Source organism: Mycobacterium sp., from assembly GCF_035274705.1.
Classification (GTDB): domain Bacteria; phylum Actinomycetota; class Actinomycetes; order Mycobacteriales; family Mycobacteriaceae; genus Mycobacterium.
Map to the genome: position 1 here is coordinate 15610 of NZ_DATENY010000002.1, position 20419 is coordinate 36028.

General features: G+C 65.4%; 24 protein-coding genes and 1 pseudogene. 4 read left to right on the forward strand and 21 right to left on the reverse strand.

The genetic code is table 11. The annotated features are described in order from the left end of the window. Nucleotides 1-34: 34 nt before the first annotated feature. From nuoF to VJV41_RS00260, 9 genes are all read right to left on the reverse strand, one after another. Nucleotides 35-1351, reverse strand: a complete 1317-nt coding sequence (gene nuoF, locus VJV41_RS00220; protein ID WP_325329885.1) for an NADH-quinone oxidoreductase subunit NuoF — start codon at nt 1349-1351, stop codon at nt 35-37. After that, nucleotides 1348-2181 (reverse strand): NADH-quinone oxidoreductase subunit NuoE, encoded by an 834-nt coding sequence (gene nuoE, locus VJV41_RS00225; RefSeq protein WP_325329887.1) that lies wholly within the window; start codon nt 2179-2181, stop codon nt 1348-1350. The genes nuoF and nuoE overlap by 4 nt, the downstream gene beginning before the upstream one ends. A 60-nt stretch (nt 2182-2241) precedes the next feature. Then, a complete protein-coding gene (gene nuoD / locus VJV41_RS00230) occupies nt 2242-3564 on the reverse strand; it encodes an NADH dehydrogenase (quinone) subunit D (RefSeq protein WP_325329889.1) in 1323 nt (440 codons plus the stop codon). Beyond that, nucleotides 3564-4283 (reverse strand): NADH-quinone oxidoreductase subunit C, encoded by a 720-nt coding sequence (locus tag VJV41_RS00235; protein ID WP_325329980.1) that lies wholly within the window; start codon nt 4281-4283, stop codon nt 3564-3566. The genes nuoD and VJV41_RS00235 overlap by 1 nt, the downstream gene beginning before the upstream one ends. Continuing rightward, nucleotides 4283-4837, reverse strand: a complete 555-nt coding sequence (locus tag VJV41_RS00240) for an NADH-quinone oxidoreductase subunit B family protein (RefSeq protein ID WP_325329891.1) — start codon at nt 4835-4837, stop codon at nt 4283-4285. Before VJV41_RS00240 ends, VJV41_RS00235 begins: the two co-directional genes overlap by 1 nt. Beyond that, nucleotides 4828-5199, reverse strand: a complete 372-nt coding sequence (locus VJV41_RS00245; RefSeq protein WP_325329893.1) for an NADH-quinone oxidoreductase subunit A — start codon at nt 5197-5199, stop codon at nt 4828-4830. Before VJV41_RS00245 ends, VJV41_RS00240 begins: the two co-directional genes overlap by 10 nt. Nucleotides 5200-5363: 164 nt before the next feature. Next, nucleotides 5364-5765 (reverse strand): hypothetical protein, encoded by a 402-nt coding sequence (locus VJV41_RS00250; protein WP_325329895.1) that lies wholly within the window; start codon nt 5763-5765, stop codon nt 5364-5366. Between the two features lie 10 nt (nt 5766-5775). Continuing rightward, nucleotides 5776-6306: a YceI family protein gene (locus tag VJV41_RS00255; RefSeq protein ID WP_325329897.1), complete on the reverse strand. Its 531-nt coding sequence runs from the start codon at nt 6304-6306 to the stop codon at nt 5776-5778. A 1-nt stretch (nt 6307) separates the two neighbouring features. Then, a complete protein-coding gene (locus VJV41_RS00260) occupies nt 6308-6697 on the reverse strand; it encodes a nuclear transport factor 2 family protein (protein ID WP_325329899.1) in 390 nt (129 codons plus the stop codon). Nucleotides 6698-6748: 51 nt separating this feature from the next. On the opposite strand from VJV41_RS00260, the gene VJV41_RS00265 reads away from it, so the two are divergent. Further along, nucleotides 6749-7378 (forward strand): class I SAM-dependent methyltransferase, encoded by a 630-nt coding sequence (locus VJV41_RS00265; protein ID WP_325329901.1) that lies wholly within the window; start codon nt 6749-6751, stop codon nt 7376-7378. 2 nt (nt 7379-7380) lie between these two features. On the opposite strand, the gene VJV41_RS00270 is transcribed toward VJV41_RS00265, so the two are convergent. The 9 genes and pseudogenes from VJV41_RS00270 to VJV41_RS00310 form a co-directional block, all read right to left on the reverse strand. After that, nucleotides 7381-7722: a DUF6285 domain-containing protein gene (locus VJV41_RS00270; protein WP_325329903.1), complete on the reverse strand. Its 342-nt coding sequence runs from the start codon at nt 7720-7722 to the stop codon at nt 7381-7383. Then, a complete protein-coding gene (locus VJV41_RS00275) occupies nt 7719-8681 on the reverse strand; it encodes a phosphotransferase family protein (protein ID WP_325329905.1) in 963 nt (320 codons plus the stop codon). Before VJV41_RS00275 ends, VJV41_RS00270 begins: the two co-directional genes overlap by 4 nt. Continuing rightward, on the reverse strand, nt 8678-9916 hold the full coding sequence (locus VJV41_RS00280; protein WP_325329907.1) for an acyl-CoA dehydrogenase family protein: 1239 nt from the start codon (nt 9914-9916) through the stop codon (nt 8678-8680). The genes VJV41_RS00275 and VJV41_RS00280 overlap by 4 nt, the downstream gene beginning before the upstream one ends. 15 nt (nt 9917-9931) lie before the next feature. Next, the gene (locus tag VJV41_RS00285) at nt 9932-10543 is read right to left on the reverse strand and encodes a TetR/AcrR family transcriptional regulator (protein ID WP_325329909.1); all 612 of its coding nucleotides are present in this window, start codon (nt 10541-10543) and stop codon (nt 9932-9934) included. A gap of 120 nt (nt 10544-10663) precedes the next feature. Beyond that, complete coding sequence (locus VJV41_RS00290) at nt 10664-11572, reverse strand: hydroxymethylglutaryl-CoA lyase (protein ID WP_325329911.1); 909 nt, start codon at nt 11570-11572, stop codon at nt 10664-10666. After that, on the reverse strand, nt 11569-12771 hold the full coding sequence (locus VJV41_RS00295; protein WP_325329913.1) for a CaiB/BaiF CoA-transferase family protein: 1203 nt from the start codon (nt 12769-12771) through the stop codon (nt 11569-11571). Before VJV41_RS00295 ends, VJV41_RS00290 begins: the two co-directional genes overlap by 4 nt. Further along, nucleotides 12768-13370: pseudogene (locus VJV41_RS00300) on the reverse strand (alpha/beta hydrolase); the annotation flags it as partial. The gene VJV41_RS00295 and the pseudogene VJV41_RS00300, both read right to left, overlap by 4 nt. Further along, complete coding sequence (locus VJV41_RS00305) at nt 13369-13758, reverse strand: nitroreductase/quinone reductase family protein (protein ID WP_325329915.1); 390 nt, start codon at nt 13756-13758, stop codon at nt 13369-13371. The pseudogene VJV41_RS00300 and the gene VJV41_RS00305, both read right to left, overlap by 2 nt. 174 nt (nt 13759-13932) lie before the next feature. After that, entirely contained in the window at nt 13933-14499 is a 567-nt protein-coding gene (locus VJV41_RS00310) for a TetR/AcrR family transcriptional regulator (protein WP_325329917.1), read from the reverse strand. A 287-nt stretch (nt 14500-14786) separates the two neighbouring features. Here VJV41_RS00310 and VJV41_RS00315 point away from each other — a divergent pair, with 287 nt between their 5' ends. Beyond that, entirely contained in the window at nt 14787-15761 is a 975-nt protein-coding gene (locus VJV41_RS00315; RefSeq protein ID WP_325329919.1) for an alpha/beta hydrolase family protein, read from the forward strand. A gap of 223 nt (nt 15762-15984) precedes the next feature. On the opposite strand, the gene VJV41_RS00320 is transcribed toward VJV41_RS00315, so the two are convergent. Both VJV41_RS00320 and VJV41_RS00325 read right to left on the reverse strand, forming a co-directional pair. After that, nucleotides 15985-17199: an acyl-CoA dehydrogenase family protein gene (locus tag VJV41_RS00320; RefSeq protein WP_325329921.1), complete on the reverse strand. Its 1215-nt coding sequence runs from the start codon at nt 17197-17199 to the stop codon at nt 15985-15987. A 27-nt stretch (nt 17200-17226) separates the two neighbouring features. Further along, on the reverse strand, nt 17227-18630 hold the full coding sequence (locus tag VJV41_RS00325) for an acyl-CoA dehydrogenase family protein (RefSeq protein WP_325329923.1): 1404 nt from the start codon (nt 18628-18630) through the stop codon (nt 17227-17229). 134 nt (nt 18631-18764) lie between these two features. Between VJV41_RS00325 and VJV41_RS00330 the strand changes: the two genes are divergently transcribed. Next, the gene (locus VJV41_RS00330) at nt 18765-18971 is read left to right on the forward strand and encodes a CopG family transcriptional regulator (protein WP_325329924.1); all 207 of its coding nucleotides are present in this window, start codon (nt 18765-18767) and stop codon (nt 18969-18971) included. Further along, nucleotides 18968-19339 carry a type II toxin-antitoxin system death-on-curing family toxin gene (locus VJV41_RS00335; protein ID WP_325329926.1) on the forward strand — a complete coding sequence of 124 codons (372 nt, stop codon included), beginning with the start codon at nt 18968-18970 and terminating at the stop codon, nt 19337-19339. The genes VJV41_RS00330 and VJV41_RS00335 overlap by 4 nt, the downstream gene beginning before the upstream one ends. On the opposite strand, the gene amrS is transcribed toward VJV41_RS00335, so the two are convergent. Further along, nucleotides 19336-20412, reverse strand: coding sequence for an AmmeMemoRadiSam system radical SAM enzyme (gene amrS / locus VJV41_RS00340; protein ID WP_325329928.1), 1077 nt, complete (start codon nt 20410-20412; stop codon nt 19336-19338). The genes VJV41_RS00335 and amrS overlap by 4 nt on opposite strands. Nucleotides 20413-20419 lie beyond the last annotated feature (7 nt).

Consider the following 20419-nt stretch of genomic DNA (forward strand, 5'->3'; position numbering starts at 1 on the left):
GACCTTTTGCGTCTGCTCGCGCTAGGAACGTCATCTAGGCACCCACTTCTTCGGTGGCCATCAGTGTCGAGGCGTGCGGATCGAACGGGCAGCCGCCGTCGAGGTGTGCGACGTACTCGTCGCGGAAGAACTTGATCGACGACAGGATCGGGCTTGCGGCACCGTCACCCAACGCGCAGAACGACTTTCCGAAGATGTTGTCCGAGATGTCGAGCAGCTTCTGAATGTCGGCCTCGGTGCCCGCGCCGGTCTCCAGGCGCTCATAGATCTGCGCCAGCCAGTAGGTGCCCTCCCGGCACGGCGTGCACTTGCCGCAAGATTCGTGCTCGTAGAACTGAGTCCAGCGACGCACCGCACGCACCACGCAGGTGGTTTCGTCGAAGATCTGCAGTGCCTTGGTCCCCAGCATCGATCCCACGCCGGCCATGCCTTCGTAATCCAGTGGCACATCGAGGTGTTCGTCGGTCAGCAGCGGGGTCGACGAGCCGCCGGGCGTCCAGAACTTCAGTGTGTGTCCGGCCCGCACCCCGCCCGCGTACTCCAACAGCTCGCGCAGCGTGATCCCGAGTGGCGCCTCGTACTGCCCGGGGGTGGTGACGTGGCCGGACAACGAATACAGCGTGAAACCGGGCGACTTCTCGGAGCCCATCGACCGGAACCAGTCCACGCCGTTGAGCAGGATCGGCGGCACGCTGGCAATGGATTCCACGTTGTTGACCACGGTCGGACACGCATACAGACCGGCCACCGCGGGAAACGGCGGCCTCAGCCTGGGCTGGCCGCGGCGGCCCTCCAGCGAGTCCAGCAGCGCGGTCTCCTCGCCGCAGATGTAAGCGCCCGCGCCCGCGTGCACGATCAGCTCCAGATCGAAACCAGTGCCGCGAATGTCCTTGCCCAGATACCCGGCTTCGTAGGCCTCGGCGACCGCGGTCTGCAGCCGGCGCAGCACCGGGACCACCTCGCCCCGGACATAGATGAAGGCGTGGTGCGCCCGGATCGCATACGCCGCGATGATCGCGCCTTCGACAAGGAAGTGCGGCGTCGTCAACATCAACGGAATGTCTTTGCAGGTGCCGGGTTCGGATTCGTCTGCGTTGATCACCAGGTAGTGCGGCTTCGCGCCGGCTCCGGTGTCGTCCTGCGGGATGAACGACCATTTCGTTCCGGTCGGGAACCCCGCTCCGCCGCGTCCGCGCAGGCCCGAATCCTTCACCAGGGCAATGACATCGTCGGGAGCCATGGCCAACGCTCGCTCCAGCGCCTGGTAACCGTCGTGCCGGCGGTAGGTGTCAAGCGACCATGGCTCGGGTTCGTCCCAGAATCGGCTCAACACGGGCGTCAACTGGGTCATTTGTCCGCATCCGTTTTGGGCGGCACGTTGGCCGACGGCGCAGGCGCGGTTTCGTCCTTCGTCGCCTCCGCTGCTGCCTTCGCGTCGTCGGGTGTGTCGTGTGGCGGCGTCGCGGTGGACGCGTCCGGTGCCGTCATGCCGCGCTCTTCTGCAATCCGAAGCCCGGCCAGGGTGGCCGCCCCGACCTCGGTGCCGGACCCGCGCGAATCCGGCAATCCCGCAAGCGTTCTGGCGGTCCCTTTGAAGGTGCACAACGGTGCGCCACGGGTCGGCACCGGGGGATCACCTGCCCGTAGCCCGTCGACGAGGTCGCGGGCCGACGACGGCGTCTGGTTGTCGAAAAACTCCCAGTTGACCATCACGACCGGCGCGTAGTCGCACGCGGCGTTGCACTCGACATGCTCCAGGGTGACCCGGCCATCGTCGGTGGTCTGCCCGGCGTGGATACCCAAATGGTCTTGTAGCGCTTCGAGAATCGCGTCACCGCCCATGATCGCGCACAGCGTGTTGGTGCACACGCCCACCAGATACTCGCCTGTCGGCGTGCGCCGGTACATCGAGTAGAACGTCGCGACCGCGGTGACTTCCGCGTCGGTCAGGCCAAGTTGGGCCGCGCAGAACGCGATTCCCGCCGGGGTGATGCAGCCGTCCTCGGACTGCACCAAATGCAGCAGCGGCAACAGCGCTGAGCGAGTGCTCGGGTAGCGGCCGATGATCTCCTTGGCATCACCCTCTAGCCGTGTCAACACGTCGGATGTGTAGGTGGCCGGCCCGTTGATCGGCGGCCCCGGCTCGTCGGGGCGCTGCCCGAGCTCAAGGAAAATCGTCATGACTGTCTCTTCTTCGCGCAAGCGCTCATCAGTGCCCTCTCTTCTTCGCGCAAGCGCTCATCAGCGGTCCACCCCGCCCATCACCGGGTCGATCGACGCCACCGCGGCGATCGCGTCCGCGACCATGCCGCCTTCGCACATTGCCGCCACCGCCTGCAGATTGGTGAACGACGGGTCGCGGTAGTGCACGCGATACGGTCTTGTGCCACCGTCAGACACCATGTGCACGCCGAGTTCGCCGCGCGGCGACTCGACAGCGACATACACCTGACCGGCAGGTACCCGAATGCCCTCGGTGACGATCTTGAAGTGGTGGATCAGTCCCTCCATCGAGTGGCCCATGATCTTGGCGATATGTTCTGGCGAGTTCCCCAGGCCGTCGGGCCCGACCTTCAGATCGGCGGGCCAGGCCAGCTTCTTGTCCTGGATCATCACCGGTCCCGGCTTCAATCGATCCACGCACTGCTCGACGATCTTGATCGACTCGCGCATCTCCTTGACCCGAATGATGTAGCGGCCGTAGGAATCGCAGGCGTCGTCGGTGATGACGTCGAAGTCATACGTCTCGTAGCCGCAGTAGGGCTGCGCCCTGCGCAGGTCGTGTGGCAGCCCGGTGGAGCGCAGTATGGGTCCGGTGATGCCCAGCGCCATGCAGCCGGCCAGATCGAGATAGCCGACGCCCACCGTGCGGGCCTTCCAGATGTAGTTCTCGTTGAGCAGGTCCTCGAGATCCTGTAACCGCTTGGGCAGCAACTGAAGTAGGTCGCGGATCTGGGGCATCGCTTCGTCTGGCAGGTCGGCCGCCAGCCCGCCGGGCCGGATGTACGCGCTGTTCATTCGCAGCCCGGTGACCGTCTCGAACACGGACAGGATCTGTTCGCGTTCGCGGAACCCGTAGAACATGGCCGACATCGCGCCCAGTTCCATGCCGCCGGTCGCCAGTGCGACCAGATGTGACGAGATCCGGTTGAGCTCCATCATCATCACGCGGATGACGGTGGCTCGCTCGGGGATGTCGTCGGTGACGCCGAGCAACTTTTCTACGCCGAGGCAGTACGCGGTTTCGTTGAAAAACGGTGACAGGTAATCCATTCGGGTCACAAACGTGACGCCCTGGGTCCAGTTTCGGTACTCGAGATTCTTCTCGATTCCCGTGTGTAGATACCCGATCCCGCACCGGGCCGAGACGATGGTCTCGCCCTCGATCTCCAGGATCAGCCGCAGCACTCCGTGGGTGGACGGATGCTGCGGCCCCATGTTGACGACGATCCGTTCGCCCACGTGCTCCTGGGCCGCCGCCACAACTTGATCCCAGTCCTCACCGCCGACCACGACCACTGTTTCGGTACCGCCCGAGGCGGGCGGGGTTGCGGATGTACTCATCAGTTGTAGGCCCTCCGCTCATCGGGCGGTGGGATCTCAGCGCCGTGGTACTCCACGGGTATGCCGCCCAACGGGTAGTCCTTTCGTTGCGGATGCCCCTCCCAGTCATCGGGCATTTCGATCCGGGTGAGTGCGGGGTGGCCGTCGAAGAGGATGCCGAAGAAGTCGTAGGTTTCCCGCTCGTGCCAGTCGGTCGTGGGGTAGACGCCGAACAGCGACGGGATGTGCGGATCCGCGTCCGGTGCCGCCACCTCCAACCGGATGCGACGGTTGTGGGTGATCGACATGAGCGGATAAACGGCGTGCAATTCGCGGGCGGTGTCGTCGGGATAGTGCACCCCGGACACGCCAAGGCACAGCTCGAACCGCAGCTCCGGATGGTCGCGAAGCGTCTGCGCTACCGCGGGCAGCTGCTCGCGCCGCACCTCCAGTGTCAGTTCGTCCCGGAAGACCACGACGCGTTCGATCGCGGCGGAAAAGGAGTCCTCGCCGAGCGCATCGGCGAGGGTATCGACGACCTTGTCGAAGTAGCCGCCGTACGGCCTCGGTGAGCTGCCCGGCAGCGAGACCGGCCTGACGAGACGGCCGTAGCCCGATGTGTCGCCGCTGCCCTTGGCCCCGAACATGCCGCGGCGCACGCCGATCACCTCGCGGGCATCGCTGCCGTTGCCGTTGGTGCTTTCGCTCGCTGCTGCTTGTTCTTCGCCCGAGTGGCCCATCACCGCAGCAACCCTTTGAGTTCGATAGTCGGAGTGATAGACAGCGCCGCCTGTTCGGCTTCGCGGATGGCTTCCTCGCGGTTGACGCCGAGTGGCATCTCCTGAATCTTCGCGTGCAGCTTGAGGATTGCGTGCAGCAGCATCTCCGGCCGCGGTGGGCAGCCGGGCAGATAGATGTCGACCGGCACGACGTGATCGACGCCCTGCACGACGGCATAGTTATTGAACATGCCGCCGGAAGACGCGCATACACCCATCGCCAGCACCCACTTGGGCTCGGCCATCTGGTCGTAGACCTGCCGCAGCACCGGCGCCATCTTCTGGCTGACGCGTCCGGCGACGATCATCAGGTCGGCCTGTCGGGGTGTCGCGGAGAACCGCTCCATCCCGAACCGGGCGATGTCGAAGCGCGGACCCGCGGTGGCCATCATCTCGATGGCGCAGCAGGCCAGGCCGAACGTCGCAGGCCACAGTGAGCCCTTTCGGACGTAGCCGGCCACCTTCTCGACGGTGGACAACAGGATTCCGCCGGGCAGTTGTTCTTCTAGTCCCAATTCAGGCCTCCTCGGCGCCACACGTACGCGTAGGCCACGAACACCACGACCATGAACAGCAGCATCTCTACCAGCGCGAACACTCCCAGGCTGTCGAACGCCACCGCCCACGGGTAGAGAAAGACGATCTCGATGTCGAACACGATGAACAACATCGCGGTCAGGTAGTACTTGATCGGAAACCGCTGACCTGCCGCGTGCGCGGTGGCCATCTCCGGCACCGGTTCGATGCCGCATTCGTAGGCTTCCATCTTCGAGTGGTTGTACCGGCGCGGCCCGATCAGCACCGCAATGCCGACCGAGCCGACGGCAAACGCCGCCGCGATCGCGCCGAGAACCAGGATTGGCGTGTACAAGTTCATGCCGAAAACGCGCTCCCTCGTGGGCTGTCGATGTGAGCTTACCCACACCCTAGCGGGGTTCGTGATCGGTGCCACGCATTTTGGTTAGTATCGCTATTAGCTACATGCGGCGATGTTGTCGTGCCTCGAAAAGGCAAGCGTGACAGGGTAATTAGAGTCGCGGACTACTGCACGGGGGTGCGCAGGAGTGCCACTACGGCGTCGCCCAAACGGATCGGGTCGATCGGGTGGGGGACCGCGGCATCGGCACGGGACCAGCTGGCCAGCCATCTGTCGTCGGCGCGTCCGGTCAGCACCAGGATGGGCGGGCAGTCGGCAATCTCGTCCTTGAGTTGTTTGGCGATCCCCATGCCGCCGGCAGGCGTGGCCTCCCCATCCAGGATGACCAGATCGAATCCGCCTTCATCCATCTGCCTGATCACCATTGGCGGCGTGGCCACCTCGAGGTAGGTCAGCTCGGGAAGATCGGGATGCACCCGCTTGCCCAGCGCCAGCTGCACCTGCTCGCGGGTTCTGGGGTTGTCGCTGTAGACGAGGATGCGCAGCGGCTGCGACGGCTGGGTCATGGGGCAGATGCTATCCGTGCCGGAACACGACGTCGCCGGAAATCGTGGCCTTGTCGACGACCATGCCCATCATGTTGCCGTCGACGCCGAAGTCCTTGCGGTCGATGGTGGCCTGCGCGCTCAGCCGCACCGCCCCGTCATCGAGCACCTCGACTTTGGTCCGTAGCGGCAACGGTGCGGTGGTGCCTTTGACGGTGAGTTGTGCTCGCAGGTCGACGATGTCGCCGTCGATGGCCTCGGCGCTGGTGACCACCACGCTGATGTCGGGAAACTTCGCTGCTTCGAAGAAGTCCGCGGAGCGAAGATGGTTGTCCCGCTTGCGGATCTTGGTGTCCAGCGACGTCGCTTTGATGTCGATCCGTCCGAAAAGTGTTTGAGTATCGGTGATCTGGCCGTCGCCGCTGAATTTCGCGAAATGCCCCTTGACCGGTGCGAGGCCCCACATCGACTTACTTTTGAACTCGATCGTCGAGCGCTGTGGATCGACGTTCCAGACGCCGACTGATGCTGGATTGCTGAGAAGATCTTGTAAGCGTGTCATGTCACCTCTCCAGCAGTGGGGCCATTTCTGCGGGGTCGAAGTATTCGTCGATGCGGCTGATCAGACCGTTGGTCCCCAACTTGATCACGATGCAGACCCGCATGGAGATCGATCCGCCGTTGCGACCGTTGGCATGCAGGATGTGCTGCTGGACGAATCCACCGTCGAACAGTTGACGGTCGAGGATCTCATAGCGGCGGTCCGTCGTCGCGTTGACGAACCACGTGATGACCCGCAGGGCGCGGTCCTTGTCGCGCTCACGGTCGGCGACCTTCCAGACGATGATGTCGTCGTTCCACATCTCCTCAAGCAGCGCGATATCGCTGTTCTCGATCGCGTCGAACAGCCGATCGGCTACGTCGGCGATGGCCTCGGCATCGGCGATGGACATCCGCTGTCCTCCCTTGACCTCAAGCTTGGTTGAGGTAGAACACTGCGTTCTATGGACCCAACACCTACCCTCTCCCGGTTTGACGAGGCCTACAAGTCCCGCAGCGCGCCGTGGGTGATCGGCGAGCCCCAACCCGCGATCGTCGAGCTGCAACGGGCCGGCTGGATCCGCAGCAAGGTGCTCGACGTCGGTTGCGGGACCGGCGAACACACGATATTGCTCACCCGGCTGGGTTATGACGTGCTCGGAGTCGACTTTTCGCCGCATGCGATCGAGCAGGCCCGGGCAAACGCCGCAGACAAGGGCGTCGACGCGCGTTTCGAGGTGGCCGACGCGATGAACCTCGGCGACGAGCCGCTCTACACCACGATCGTGGACAGCGCGTTGTTCCACATCTTCGGCGACACCGACCGCTCGAAGTACGTCCGCAGCCTGCACGCCGCGACCCGGCCGGGCGGCCTGGTCCACGTGCTCGCGCTGTCCGACGCGGGTCGCGGCTTCGGGCCGCAGGTCAGCGAGGCGGTCATCAGGGGAGCGTTCGGCGACGGCTGGGTGCTTGAAGCCCTGGACACCACGACGTATCGCGGGGTGGTCGGGGAAGCACATGCCGAAGCGCTTGGACTGCCGGTCGGCACACGCGTCGACGAGCCGGCGTGGCTTGCCCGTGCGCGACGGGTGTGACCTCACGATTCGTCGTATCCCGGATGGGCGATCGCCAGCCGGTGGCCGACGAGCGTGCGCAGGGCGGGCAGGACGTCGCCGGCCCGGTGGTCGAGATCGCCGGCGCGGATGGCGGCGCCTAGCTGGGCTTCCTCGGCGAAACCAAGGCCGGCTAGCGCATCGGTGGCTTCGCCTGCCGATTCGTCGAGGAGTTCCCGTTCGACGATGCGCAGCACATTGGCGGCGACGCGGGCGTGGAAGTTGACCTGGGCATCGGGCGCGGTGGCGGCGCGCACGTCGTTATCGAGGAAGTCGGCAACGGCCGCGACGAGTTCGGCCGCGGTCGGCCGTCCATAGATACTCATCGCGGGCCGCCTCCCTCCAGCAGATCCAGCACATCCCATTCGGTTTCGGCGATGCGCCGGCCGATCGCGGCCAGTTCCACCGACGGCGTCTGGCCCGACAGGTGACGCTCGGCCTGGAACCGGCAGATCACACCCCAGCGCAGGGTGGCCAGCGTCAACCACCACCGGAAGGCGTCGCGGTCGACAGTCGTGCCGGCAGCCGTTTCGTAGACGCACAGAAAGCTCTCGACGCTGCCGAGCCCGCCGGCGCCGAGATGCTCGGGCGCGCCGAAACGCCACGCCCGGATGCAGAACCACGCCAAGTCTTCGTACGCCTCGCCGAGGTGCACGAGCTCCCAGTCCAGCACGGCCGCCAACCCGGATTCGTCGACGATCAGGTTGCCCATCCGAAAGTCGCCGTGCACCAGCCGCTGCGGCGACGACGGCGGCGGGTGCGCGGACAGCCAGCGAAACGCCCACTCGAAAGTCGCCGTGGTGTCGCCTATTTCGTCGAGCCGCTGCCGCCACTCGGCGAGTTGGTCGTTGTCTGACAGGCCGGCGCCGGACGGGTCGGCCCGATGGATGGCGGCCAATGCCTGCGCGCACTGCCGCAACAAGCGCTGACGGCCTTCGTCATCGAGGCTACGCTGGATCCGCCGCACGATCGTCTCACCCTCGATCGCCTCACAGATCAGGTATGGATTGCCCAGTGCCGCAGGCGAATTAGCGGCAGCAAGGATGTGGGGGACCGGCGCTCCCGCGGCCGCAGCACGCTGCTGAACACGGGCCTCGAGCTCCATGCCGGCGTGCACGTCGTCGGGGGGACCGGTGCGCAGGATCAGCGGTCGCCGGTCGTCGGCCACGGCGTCGAACGCCCACGTCGTCCGGCTGGCCCCGCCCGTCAGCGGGCGCAGATTCTCGACGACGACGTCGCCGCCCAGCACCTTGGCCAGGCCGGTCGCCAACTCTTCGGTAGTCAACGCTTGCCGAATCCGAACAGCCGCTGCGCCACTCGCCGTATCTGAATCTCCTCGGCGCCCTCGGTGATCCGGTAGCGGCGGTGGTGGCGGTAGATGTGTTCGAACGGCTCGTGACGGCTGTACCCGACTCCGCCGAACACCTGCATGGCCCTGTCAGCAGCCTCGCACACCAGCCGGTTGGCGCGGTAGTTGGCCATCGACACCTTGTCCGAGACCTCCATGTGGTGCTCGTGGTCCAGGTGCCAGGCCGCGTAGTACACCAGCAGCCGCACCATCTGCGCCTCGGTCTGCAGCTCCACCAAAGGCCACTGCACGGCCTGGTTCACCGACAGCGGTTTGCCGAACACATTGCGTTCGTTGGCGTAGCCGACCGCTCGGTCGATGCAATACTGCGCGGCGCCCAAACTGCTGGCGGCTTGACGGATCCTGTTCTCGTGCAAGAACGTCTGCCCGACCTCGAGGCCGCGGTCCACCTCGCCGAGCACCGCGTCGGCCGGCACGCGGACATCCTTGAGCTCGACTTCGCCGTGGTCGGTGGGCATGTTGAACGTCCACCAGTAGTACGGCACGGTGAAACCGGGCGTGTCGGTGGGCACCAGGAGCGCGGTGATGCCGTGGGCTTGGCCCGGCTCGCCGGACGTCCGGGCGAAGATCAGGTCGTGGGTGGCTCGGTGCACACCGGTGTTGAAGCGCTTGGCGCCGTTGATGACCCAGCCTTCGCCGTCGGGTTCGGCGCGAGTCTCCAACCATGTCGCGTCGGATCCATGGCCCGGCTCGGTCAACCCGAACGCCATCGACCGCTCACCGGTGATCAGCGCCTCGCACCACTGGGCCTTCTGGTCGTCGGTTCCGAACCGGTCCATCATGATGACCTGCGGGAAGTTCCCGACGATCGACGACTCATCCTGCAGATCGTTGTGTAGCCCAAGACCCTTGTGCGCCAGGTGTTCCCGGATGACGGCCATATCCAGATTGGCGCCGTCGCGGCCACCGAACCGTGCAGGCAACCCGTAGCGCAGCCATCCTGCTTTATCCGCACGCTTGCGCATCTCGCCGAGCAGGTCCTCCCACTCGCGTCGCGGAATGCCACCATTGTCCCAGTCGGTGCGGGCGTTCTCGCGGCGCTGGTCGAAGTACTGCATGTGGTCGCGCTCCAGCGGTTTGATCTCCGCCTCGATAAAGGCGTCCATCTCCTCGAGCAGTCCGGGAAGGTGTTCGGGGAGAGCGAAATCCACGGTGATCTCCTTTGATCAAAAGCCGTACAGCGTCTTCTTCCAGATTCTCGACAGGGTGGCGATGGCATCCGCGTCGCTGATCTCGAGCCCGAGGCCGGATGTTCCGACGAAGACGGTGGTGAAGTTCTCGAACAGCAGGGCGATCGCCGCGGCGGTGTGCTGCGGGTCGAGTTCGTCACCGTAGCCCTGCTCCTGTGCGCGGCGCACCGAGGCCGCGACGATGTCCATGCCGAAGCGGCGAAACTCGTTCTGCACCGCGGCGAATCGCGGCTGCGTGGCGGCGAGTTGGGCCACCGCGATCATGATGCCGATGTTCTGCTTGAACATGTTCCAGTAGCCGGTCACCACGGCGGCGAAGAATGCGTCGTCGTCCGGTGAACTTGGTAGTCCGATAGCCGACCCCGACGGCGCCACGGTCTCGTGCAGGAATGAGTCGGCCAGGGCGGCCAGCAGGTCCTCCTTGTCGGCGAAGTATCGGTAAAACACTGCGGGTGACTTACCGGCGGCGGAGGTGATATCGGCGAGCGTGGTGCCGTGAAACCCCCGCTCCGCGAACAGCTTGCGCGCCGCCTGTTCGATGGCGAGCCGCGTTTGGCGGCCCTTGGCGCTGAGCGTCTCGGCTGGCACAGCTCAGAGCCCGGCGTTCATTGGCAGCGTGCGTAACGTGGTGGCGGGATTTGTTCGAAATCTCCGCCACGGCGTTACCTTCGCGAAGCGAATTCTGTGGGCCAGATGACGAATCATGAGTTACTCGCCGAGCATGCGGTCGCCCGCGCGCAGCAACGAGCTCGGAAGGTCGTGGCCAACCACGCGTTGCGCCACCTCTGCAGCGGTGATCGTGGCCCGCAGGTCGACGTCGACGTGGATTCCGCTGTCGCGCAGCAGGTAGACGAGGTCCTCGGTGGCGATGTTGCCGCTGGCACCCGGCGCGAACGGGCACCCACCCAGCCCGCCCACCGAAGCGTCGAGCCGGGTGACACCCGAGCTCACCGCCGCGTACGCACTCGCCAGACCGGCTCCGCGAGTGTTATGGAAGTGAGCGCCGAGCGGGATGTCGCCGATCAGTGGGCGGATGCGTTCGATGAGATCGCTGACCCGCCGCGGGGTGGTGGTGCCGATCGTGTCGGCGACGGCGAGCCGGTCGACGCGGTGTCGGCATGCGGCGGTGACGACGTCGACCACGCGCTCGGGCGGTGTGGGTCCGTCAAACGGGCAGTCCCACGCTGTGGCGATGATGACCTCGACCGAAACGTCGCTGTCGTGGGCTATGGCGACGATCTCCGGGATCTGCGCGGTCGCCTCCGCGGTAGAGCGGCCGACGTTGGCGCGGCTGTGCCCGTCGGCGGCCGAAACCACGTACTCGATCGACCGCAGCCCTGCGGCGATCGCGCGCTTGGCGCCGTTCGGGCTGGCCACCAGTGCGGAGAATTCGATGCCGTCGAAAGCGGCCAGCTCGGCGGCCAGTTCAGCCGCATCGGCCAGCGCGGGCACCTTCGACGGCGAGACGAACGCCGTCGCCTCCACTTCCCGAACGCCGGTAGCGGCGACGGCTGAGAGCAGTTCGAGCTTGGCCGACAACGGAATTGGATCCTCGATCTGCAAGCCGTCGCGCAGCGACACCTCACGAATGTCGACGTGTGCAGGTAGCTCGGTCATAGCACTCCCTTGTCCCGCAGGTCGTCGAGCTCGGCGTCGCCCAGCCCGAGCAGGCCGCGGTAGATCTCGTCGTTGTGCTGACCCGGCCGCGCGGGCCCAGCATTGCGCACGCTGCCCGGCGTCTCCGAGAGCACGGGCACGATGCCGGGGCCGAGCACCGGGCGGTTGATGCGTTCGTCGAAATGTTCGACCAGCATGCCGCGTGCCTTCAGCTGCGGGTCGTCGACCACCTCGGCGACGGTGTTGATCGGTCCGGAGATCACCCCCGCGGCTGACAGCGTGTCGATGATCTCGCCGGGCTGCCGCTCGGCCGCCCAGGCGCCGATGATCTTGTCGAGCTCGTCCTGATTGCGTCCGCGCGCAACGTGATTGGCGAACCGGTCGTCGGTCGCCAGCTCCGGCTGTTTCATCGCCGCACACAACCGGCGAAACACCGTGTCCTGGTTGGCCGCGATCACCACCCAGCTGCCGTCGGCGCTGCGATAGATGTTCGACGGCGCGATCCTCTCCAGCCGCGTGCCCGACGGTCCGCGCACCACCCCGCCGACGTCGTAGTCGGGGATGGTGGATTCCTGAATGGCCAAACAGGATTCGGTCAGCGCGGCATCGACGACCTGGCCCTCGCCGGTGACCGAGCGTCGGTACAAAGCGGCCAGCGCGCCCTGCGCGGCGAACATGCCCGCCAGGCTGTCGCCCAGCGACAGCGCCAACCGCGGCGGCGGCCCGCCGGGAAACCCGTTCATGTACCGCAGCCCGCTGGCCGCCTCGGCCACCGAGGCGTATCCGGCCTTGTGAGCCTCCGGTCCGGTCTGGCCGTAGCCGGAGACTCGGACCAGGATGATGCCGCGGTTGCGTTCGCGCAGCACGTCGTAACCGAGGTTCCATTTCTCGAGCGTGCCGGGCCGGAAGTTCTCCACGATCACATCCGAGCGCTCGACCAGGTCGAGGAACAGGGTCCGGCCCGCCTCCTCGCGCAGGTTCAGCGTCACGGCTTTCTTGTTGCGCGCGTGCACGGTCCAGAAGAAGTGATGGCCGTCGAGTTCGGCCTGCCCCCATGTCCGCAACGGATCCGGCGCTCCCGGCGGCTCGATCTTGATGACCTCGGCCCCCATATCGCCGAGCAGCCGTCCCGCGAACGGCCCGGAGATCAGCGTGCCGACCTCCAGAACGCGAATGCCATCGAGCGCACCGGTGGTCATTGCGCGAAACCGTGCCTCGTCAGCCAATCGGTGACGATGGCGACCGCCTCGCGCAACGTCGGCCGTTGGTCAGGGCCCGAGTAGTAGTGGCTGGAGCCGGAAATCTCATGCATCTCCTTATCAGCATGCCCGATCGCGTCGAACAGCCGGTGAGTGTGGCCGGGCGTGCAGGCGTTGTCAGCCAGGTTGCCGATGACCAGGGTGGGTACCGCGATGTCGGGTCCGCACCGCACGGCATCGCCGTTGGCGTCGTCGTAGCTCCATTGCGAAAGCCAGCTGCGCAGTGTGCAGAACCGGGCCAGGCCGACGGGGCTCATGTTCACCACCTGAGGATCGCCCAGATAGGTCGTACCCGTGGCGCGTTCGTTGGGATCGACGGCCGGATCCAGCCAGCGCGGGTCGGCCATCGTGTCGTGCACGACGAAGGCGAACTCGTCGTCAGGTCGGCCCGCGGCCTCGAGTTCGGCAAGTTTCTCCTTGACCCACTTGGTGATTCGGCGATTGCGCGCGATCTGCGCCTCGCGATAGCGCTCCAAGAACTCGGGCGTGTAGGGCGGTTGATTCGGGTTGTCCGGGTTGTACAGGTCGAATCCAGCGTCAATCCGCCAGGTCGACCCGAATCGTGAGCAGGTTCGTGCCGAACGTGCGCACGCCGAAGCTGTTGAACTGCGGTAGCGACCGCAGCCGCTCGCGAGGGTCGTCATCGGGAACCAGATGCGCGATGCCGTTGTGCCAGCGGCCGCGCAGCCGCACCCGCACGTTCGGGTTCGCTTGGATGTTCTTCACGTACTGCGACCTGTCGCCGAATTCCGAGACGAACCAGAACTGGTCGCCGACGCGGCTGCCGCCCAGGGGAGTGCGGCGGGGTTCACCGGTCTTGCGTCCCGTGGTCTCCAGCAGCGTCTGGATTGGACTTCGCCGCATCAGCGGGTTGGCCACTCGTCTCTGAAAGAAGTTGCTAATGCGGCCTCGCAGATCATCGGCCATGGGAATCCCTTTCACACCATTGCGGTCCGTGACACCTTCGTCCCCAGTGTGAGCGCTGCCCGCAGCAAGGCGGCGACATCACCATACTTTGCAGTATGGAAAGCGCACGCCGAGACTGCGCGCAGATCGCGATCTACGCAGATTTCGCGATCTCCCCGCAGTCTCGAGCGATGCTCAGCGACTCAGCATGAGGTCCAGGAAGCGTTCGTGGCGTTCCACTGCCTCCGGGTTCGGTTGTCGTCCCGCCAGGTGCAGGAGCCCGATGCCCGCCGCGAACGTGGCGTTGGCACGCAGGTCGGCGTCGTCGGCGTCGAATCCGAAATCCAGAAACGCCTGCCGTACGGCGTTGAGCACCCGCTGATCGGCCGCACGCACGCTGGCCGCGGCGGCGGCGTCGGTGCGGGCCCACTCCCGCATCGCCCTCTCCAGAGTCCAGTGACGCGGACTGACCAGCGACGTCATCATCTGCGAGAGCCTTTCACGCGGTGGCAGGCCGGCGAGCTCGCCGAAATGGCGCCGGTCGTCGTCGCGCAATTCACCCCACGCCTGCACGAGCGCGGAGCGGTACCCCGCGATGTCGGTGAAGTGCCAATAAAAGCTGCCCTTGGTCACTCCAAGACGGCGGCACAGCCGTTCGATCTTGAGAGCTTTGATGCCCTCTTCGGCCAGGATCGCGAAGCCGGCCTGAATCCAGTCGTCGACCGACAACCGGCTGTTCGCAGTGGCCCGGCCCCTCGCCATGAGCGGCAGCCTACGGCCCATATGCCCCGAGAACTAACGCTGACGTCAACGCCTTTCTCACACCCGAATGTGGCAGGTAAGGCCAGTCGGGGTTCCTCCGGTGCTGGTCACATGTTTTACTGCAGACGCACAACTGGAAGTTTTCTCGGTCCGCTCTTCCGCCGCACCGGGCTCAGTCGAGCGGGCGCGACAGCGCAGTAAAGCAAGTGCTGCGGTGCCGAATGGCGATCTGTGATCGTCGGGGAAGCGTGGTACGCGGTAACCGGAAGATGGATGGAATTGCTCCTATGAGGTTCGTTGACAAGATTCGTGGCCATTGGGCGCGCCGGTTCGCGGTGGCAGCCATTGCGGCGGCACTGCTACCTGGCGTGGTCGGTCTAGCCGGAGGGTCTGCAACCGCAGGCGCGTTCTCGCGGCCAGGCCTGCCGGTCGAGTACCTGCAGGTGCCATCACCGTCGATGGGCCGAGACATCAAGATTCAGTTCCAGAAGGGCACCGGCTCGCATGCGGTGTACCTGCTCGACGGCCTGCGGGCCCAGGACGACTACAACGGCTGGGATATCAACACCCAGGCGTTCGAGTGGTTCTACCAGTCGCCGCTGTCGATCGTGATGCCGGTGGGCGGCCAGTCCAGCTTCTATTCCGACTGGTATTCGCCCGCGTGCGGCAAGAGCGGCTGCCAGACCTACAAATGGGAGACCTTCCTGACCAGCGAGCTGCCGCAGTGGCTGGCGTCCAACAGAAGCGTGTCCGCCCAGGGCAACGCCGCGGTCGGGCTCTCGATGGCGGGCAACTCCGCGATGATCCTGGCCGTATATCACCCCGACGAGTACATCTATGCCGGATCGCTGTCCGCGTTCCTGAACCCGTCCGAAGGCCAATGGCCGTTCCTGATCAACATGGCGATGGGCGACGCAGGCGGGTACAAGGCGAACGACATGTGGGGCCCGACCGAGGACCCGAACAGCGCATGGAAGCGCAACGACCCGATGATCCAGATCCCGGCGTTGGTGGCGAACAACACCCGCCTGTGGGTGTACTGCGGCAACGGCACACCTAACGAGCTGGGTGGCGGCGACCTCCCTGCCACGTTCCTCGAGGGCCTGACGATCCGGACCAACGAGACGTTCCGCGACAATTACATCGCCGCGGGCGGCAAGAACGCCGTGTTCAACTTCCCGCCCAACGGCACCCACAACTGGAATTACTGGGGTGCGCAGCTTCAGCAGATGAAGCCCGACCTGATCTCCTACCTCGGCTGACAACCGAACACGCAACGGCCCCCGACGCTCCAGTCGGGGGCTTTTGCGTTTGGTCATGGGCTCGGATGATTTGCCGACGACAGTGCACACCATCAAAGGTGGCGGCGTCACCGGTCGAACGCGTGTGATCGTCCAGAGCGGCTTCTGATTTGGGCCGAGCAGACGCAAACCTGCCCATTTTTTGCGAAATTAGGGCAGTTTTGCGTCTGCTCGCGCTAGAACGCTACTTGAGCTCGGACGACGACAGGCCAAGCAGCCGGCGGGCGACCACCAGCTGCTGAATCTGCTGCGTGCCTTCGAAGATATCGAGGATCTTGCTGTCGCGCGCCCACTTCTCGAGCAGTGTCCGCTCGGAATACCCGACGGTGCCGGCGAATTCGACGGCCTTGAGCGTGATGTCGCTGGCCACCCGTCCCGCCTTGGCCTTGCCCATCGACGCTTCCTTGGAGTTCGGGATGTCGTTGTCGGCCTGCCAGGCTGAGCGCACCGTCAACAGATACGCGGCTTCCCAGTCGGCCTCCATCCGCAGGAATTCCGCGGCGGGAGCGCTCTGCGCATGGGCGGGCTTGTCGTAGGAGATCTCGACGCCGGCGTCGGTGAGGATCTTGCGCAGCTCCTCGAGCGCCGCGCGGGCGATGCCGACGGCCATCGCCGCGACGACGGGCCGGGTGTTGTCGAAGGTCTCCATGACCCCGGCAAAGCCCTTCTCCACGTGGATTTCTGGGCTGCCAAGCAGATTCTCTTTGGGGATGCGGACGTTGTCGAACCGGATCACCGCGGTGTCTGAGGCCTTGATGCCCAGCTTGTCTTCGAGGCGCTCGACGGTCACACCCGGATGTTCCCGCGGCACGATGAACGACTTGATCGCCGCGCGCCCAAGCGATTTGTCCAGCGTCGCCCAAACCACGATGTGCGTGGCACGCGATCCGGCCGTGACGAAGATCTTCTCGCCGTTGATCACATACTCGTCGCCGTCGAGCTTGGCGGTCGTCGACACCGCCGCCGAGTCGGAGCCGAAGCTCGGCTCGGTGATCGCCATCGCCGCCCAGACATCCTTGCCCAGCAGTTCCAGCTGTTCGTCGGTCGCGACGCCGGAAATCGCGGCGTTTCCGAGGCCCTGGCGCGGTACCGACAGCATCAATGCGACGTCGCCCCAACTGATCTCCATCACGTTGAGCACCGCCGACATGTTGCCGCCGTTGTGGTTGGCATCCTTGGGCTCGTCACCGTCGCGGAATGCCTCAGCGCCGGCGAACGAGATGGTCTTGGCCGCCGAGATCCCTTCGAACAGGGTGGCCAGGGTGTCCAGCTCGACGGGGTAGTCGTGCTCACGTAAGTCGTACTTGCGTGAGATCGGGCGAAGCATCTCGGCGGCACCCTGGTGCGCCTTTTCGATGACCGCTTGCAACTTGCGCGGTAGTTCCAGATTGATTGTCATTGTTGGTCTTTCCGCTAGATGACTCCGCTAGATGACGACAATGCCTTCGGCCACACCGATTGCCCGCAGGTCGCGGTACCAGCGTTCGACCGGATGTTCCTTCGTGTAGCCGTGGCCGCCGAGCAACTGCACGCCGTCCAGGCCGATCTGCATGCCCTTGTCGGTGCCGAGCCGCTTGGCCAGGGCGGCCTCGCGGGCGAACGGCAGGCCCTGGTCGGCGCGGGACGCTCCGCGCCACGTGATCAGCCGCAGCCCATCGAATTCGATCGCGATGTTCGCGCACATGAACGCCACCGCCTGGCGGTGGGCGATGGGCTCACCGAATGCGTGACGCTCCTTGACGTAAGGCACCACGTAGTCGAGCACGGCGTGGGCGGTTCCGACGGCCAGCGCCGCCCAGCCGAGCCGCGACAGCGCGATGGCTTCCGAGTAGATCCGGTCTGAGTCGGCCGGTGGCGCCTCCTCCTCGCCGAGCCGCGCCGAAAGCGGCACCGTGACGCGGTCGAGTTCCACCTGGCCGAGCGCCGCCGCGCGGATGCCCATGCTTCGGTCGGGCGTGACGGTCAGGCCCTTGGCCGAGGACTCGACGATGAACAGCGCTGGCTTACCGTTGAGTTGCGCTGCCACGATGAACAATTCAGCGTTCGCGGCCGCCGGAACCAAGGACTTGACGCCGTCCAGGCGGTAGCCGCTGGGAGTGCGCACGGCCGTCGTCTTCAACGCGGTCGGGTCGAACAGCGGCTGCGGTTCGGCGATCGCCACGCACGCCTGCGGCACGTTCTCGCCGGCGAACTCCTTGAGATAGCTGGCCTGCTGGTCTGCGCTGCCCCAGTGCGTGATTGCGGACGCGACGCCTGCGGGCGCAAGTATCGGCAACGCCAAGCCCATGTCGCCGTAGGCCAAGGCTTCTGCCACAAGCACATTCGTCACGGCGGCGCGATGGTCCGCGATGCCCTCGAAATCCTCGGGCACGTTGATGGCTGTGATGCCGAGTTCGGCCGCCTTGGAGACGAGCTCTTCGGGATAGGTGGCCGCCTCGTCGGCGTCGTGGGCGGCGGGGCGCATGACCTCTTCGGCGAACTCGCTCACGGTCTCGACGATCATCTTCTGTTCGTCGTCCGGCGTCAGGTCGAAGTAGTCCGCGCCGCTGCGCTTCAGCCGGGTCGGCCCGCTCTTGGAACCCGATACCTTCTTGAACTGACGGGTCGTGGCGCCGGCGACGCTGAAGACTTGCTTGACGCCGTACTTCAGCCCGCGATTGAACGGGTCGCGCAGCTTGTATTTGTCCAGGAACTCCTGGCCGACCAGCGGTGTGATCAGAGCCAGCCCGATGTCCGTCGGGGTGCGCCGGTGTTTGTGCAGCCCGACGGCGCTCTCGGCGCGCTTGGGTCGCGCCTTGGATCCGTCCTTGGACGGCAGGGTGTTGGTCATCTCGGCTGCCTCGCTTGCTGGTGGGAAGTCCGCGCGTACCTAACTGACTCCAGAGTAAGGTATCGGGCTTTGTAAGCGAATTCACAAGTTCAGCCGCACCCCGGCGAGTGGTATCACTCCGGTATCATCACCGCATGGGAATGACTCTGCGGACCAGTGAGCAGCAGACAGAAGCGCTGCGTCGACAGGCCGCCGTCGAGGGTCGGTCGATGCAGGCCGTTGCGCTGTCGGCCATCGACGAATACATCGCCCGACGGACGCACAAGGCCAAGGTCGCCGCCGCGCTGCAGCGCGTGGTGCGCGAGGAAGCCGGTGTTCTTGAGCGCCTTAAGGACGCGTGACCGAGTACCTCGATCTCGACGACCTGCTCGACATTGCGCATGCGGCCGTCGGCGGGGACGTCGTGGTCGGCGACTTTGGCTTGCTTGAATCAGCCCTGGCGCGCCCCCGCGCGTCGGTATTCGGTCAGGATGCCTACCCAGATCTCCACGTCAAGGCCGCCGCGCTGATGCAGTCTCTGGCGCGCAACCATGCGCTGATGGATGGCAACAAGCGACTCGCGTGGACGGCCTGCCGAACACTCCTCGCCATCAACGGCCAGTGGATCAATGGCCCCGAGGACGACCGTTTCGAATTCGTCATCCAAGTCGCAACCGGTGCACTTCCCGATGTCGACAAGATCGCCGAGCACCTACGCACCTGGAGCTAGTGCGAAACCAATACCGGCAGCCGCCGCGCGCCCCAGGTACCAACGGGCCCGTCGTATACGCCAGGAAGTTGTGTTTCGCATCGCTGACAGCGGCCGTCGTCGGTCAGGGCATACCGCCGCATCGCATACCAGTCGCGGACGACGACGGCGTCCCCACAACCCGGGCAGCGCGTGGTGTCGCCCTCGGCGTCGTGGACATTGCCGGTGTAGACGAACCGCAAGCCCTCAGCCATCCCGATGCGACGGGCCCGCGACAGCGTCTGCGGCGGTGTCGGCGGTGTGTCCGTCATCTTGTAGTCGGGGTGAAATGCGGTGAAATGCAACGGAACATCGACACCGAGGTTGTCGCGAATCCAGGCGCACTCCGCGGCGATCTCAGCATCGCTGTCATTGTGTCCGGGGATGAGCAGCGTGGTGATCTCGAGCCAGACGTCGGTTTCGTGCCGCAGGTACACCAACGTGTCGAGCACATCGGCCAAGTGCCCCACGCAAATTCGGTGATAGAAGGCTTGCGTGAACGCCTTGAGGTCGACGTTCGCGGCGTCGATGTGTCGGTAGAACTCGGCGCGCGGCCGCGCGCACATGTAGCCCGCGGTCACCGAGATCGCCTTGATGCCGCGCTCGTGGCAGGCGTCGGCGATATCGGCCGCGCACTCCCAGAAGATCGTCGGGTCGTTGTAGGTGAATGCCACACTGCGACAACCTATTTCGTCTGCCACCGCAGCCAGTTCCTGCGGTGTCGCCTGGTCGGCGAGCGTGTCGGTTTCCCGCGACTTGGAGATGTCCCAGTTCTGGCAGAACTTGCATGCCAGGTTGCAGCCGGCTGTGCCGAACGACAGTACCGCCGATCCGGGCAGGAAGTGATTCAACGGCTTCTTCTCGACGGGGTCGACGCAGAAACCGCTGGACCGCCCGTAGCTGGTGAGCACGATCGCATCGTCGACGCGGGCGCGGACGAAGCACAGGCCGCGTTGACCCTCGCGCAGCTTGCAGGCTCGCGGGCACACATCGCACTGGATCCTGCCGTCGTCGAGGCGGTGCCAGTATTTCGTTGCAACGGTGAACGGATCCATGGCGTCC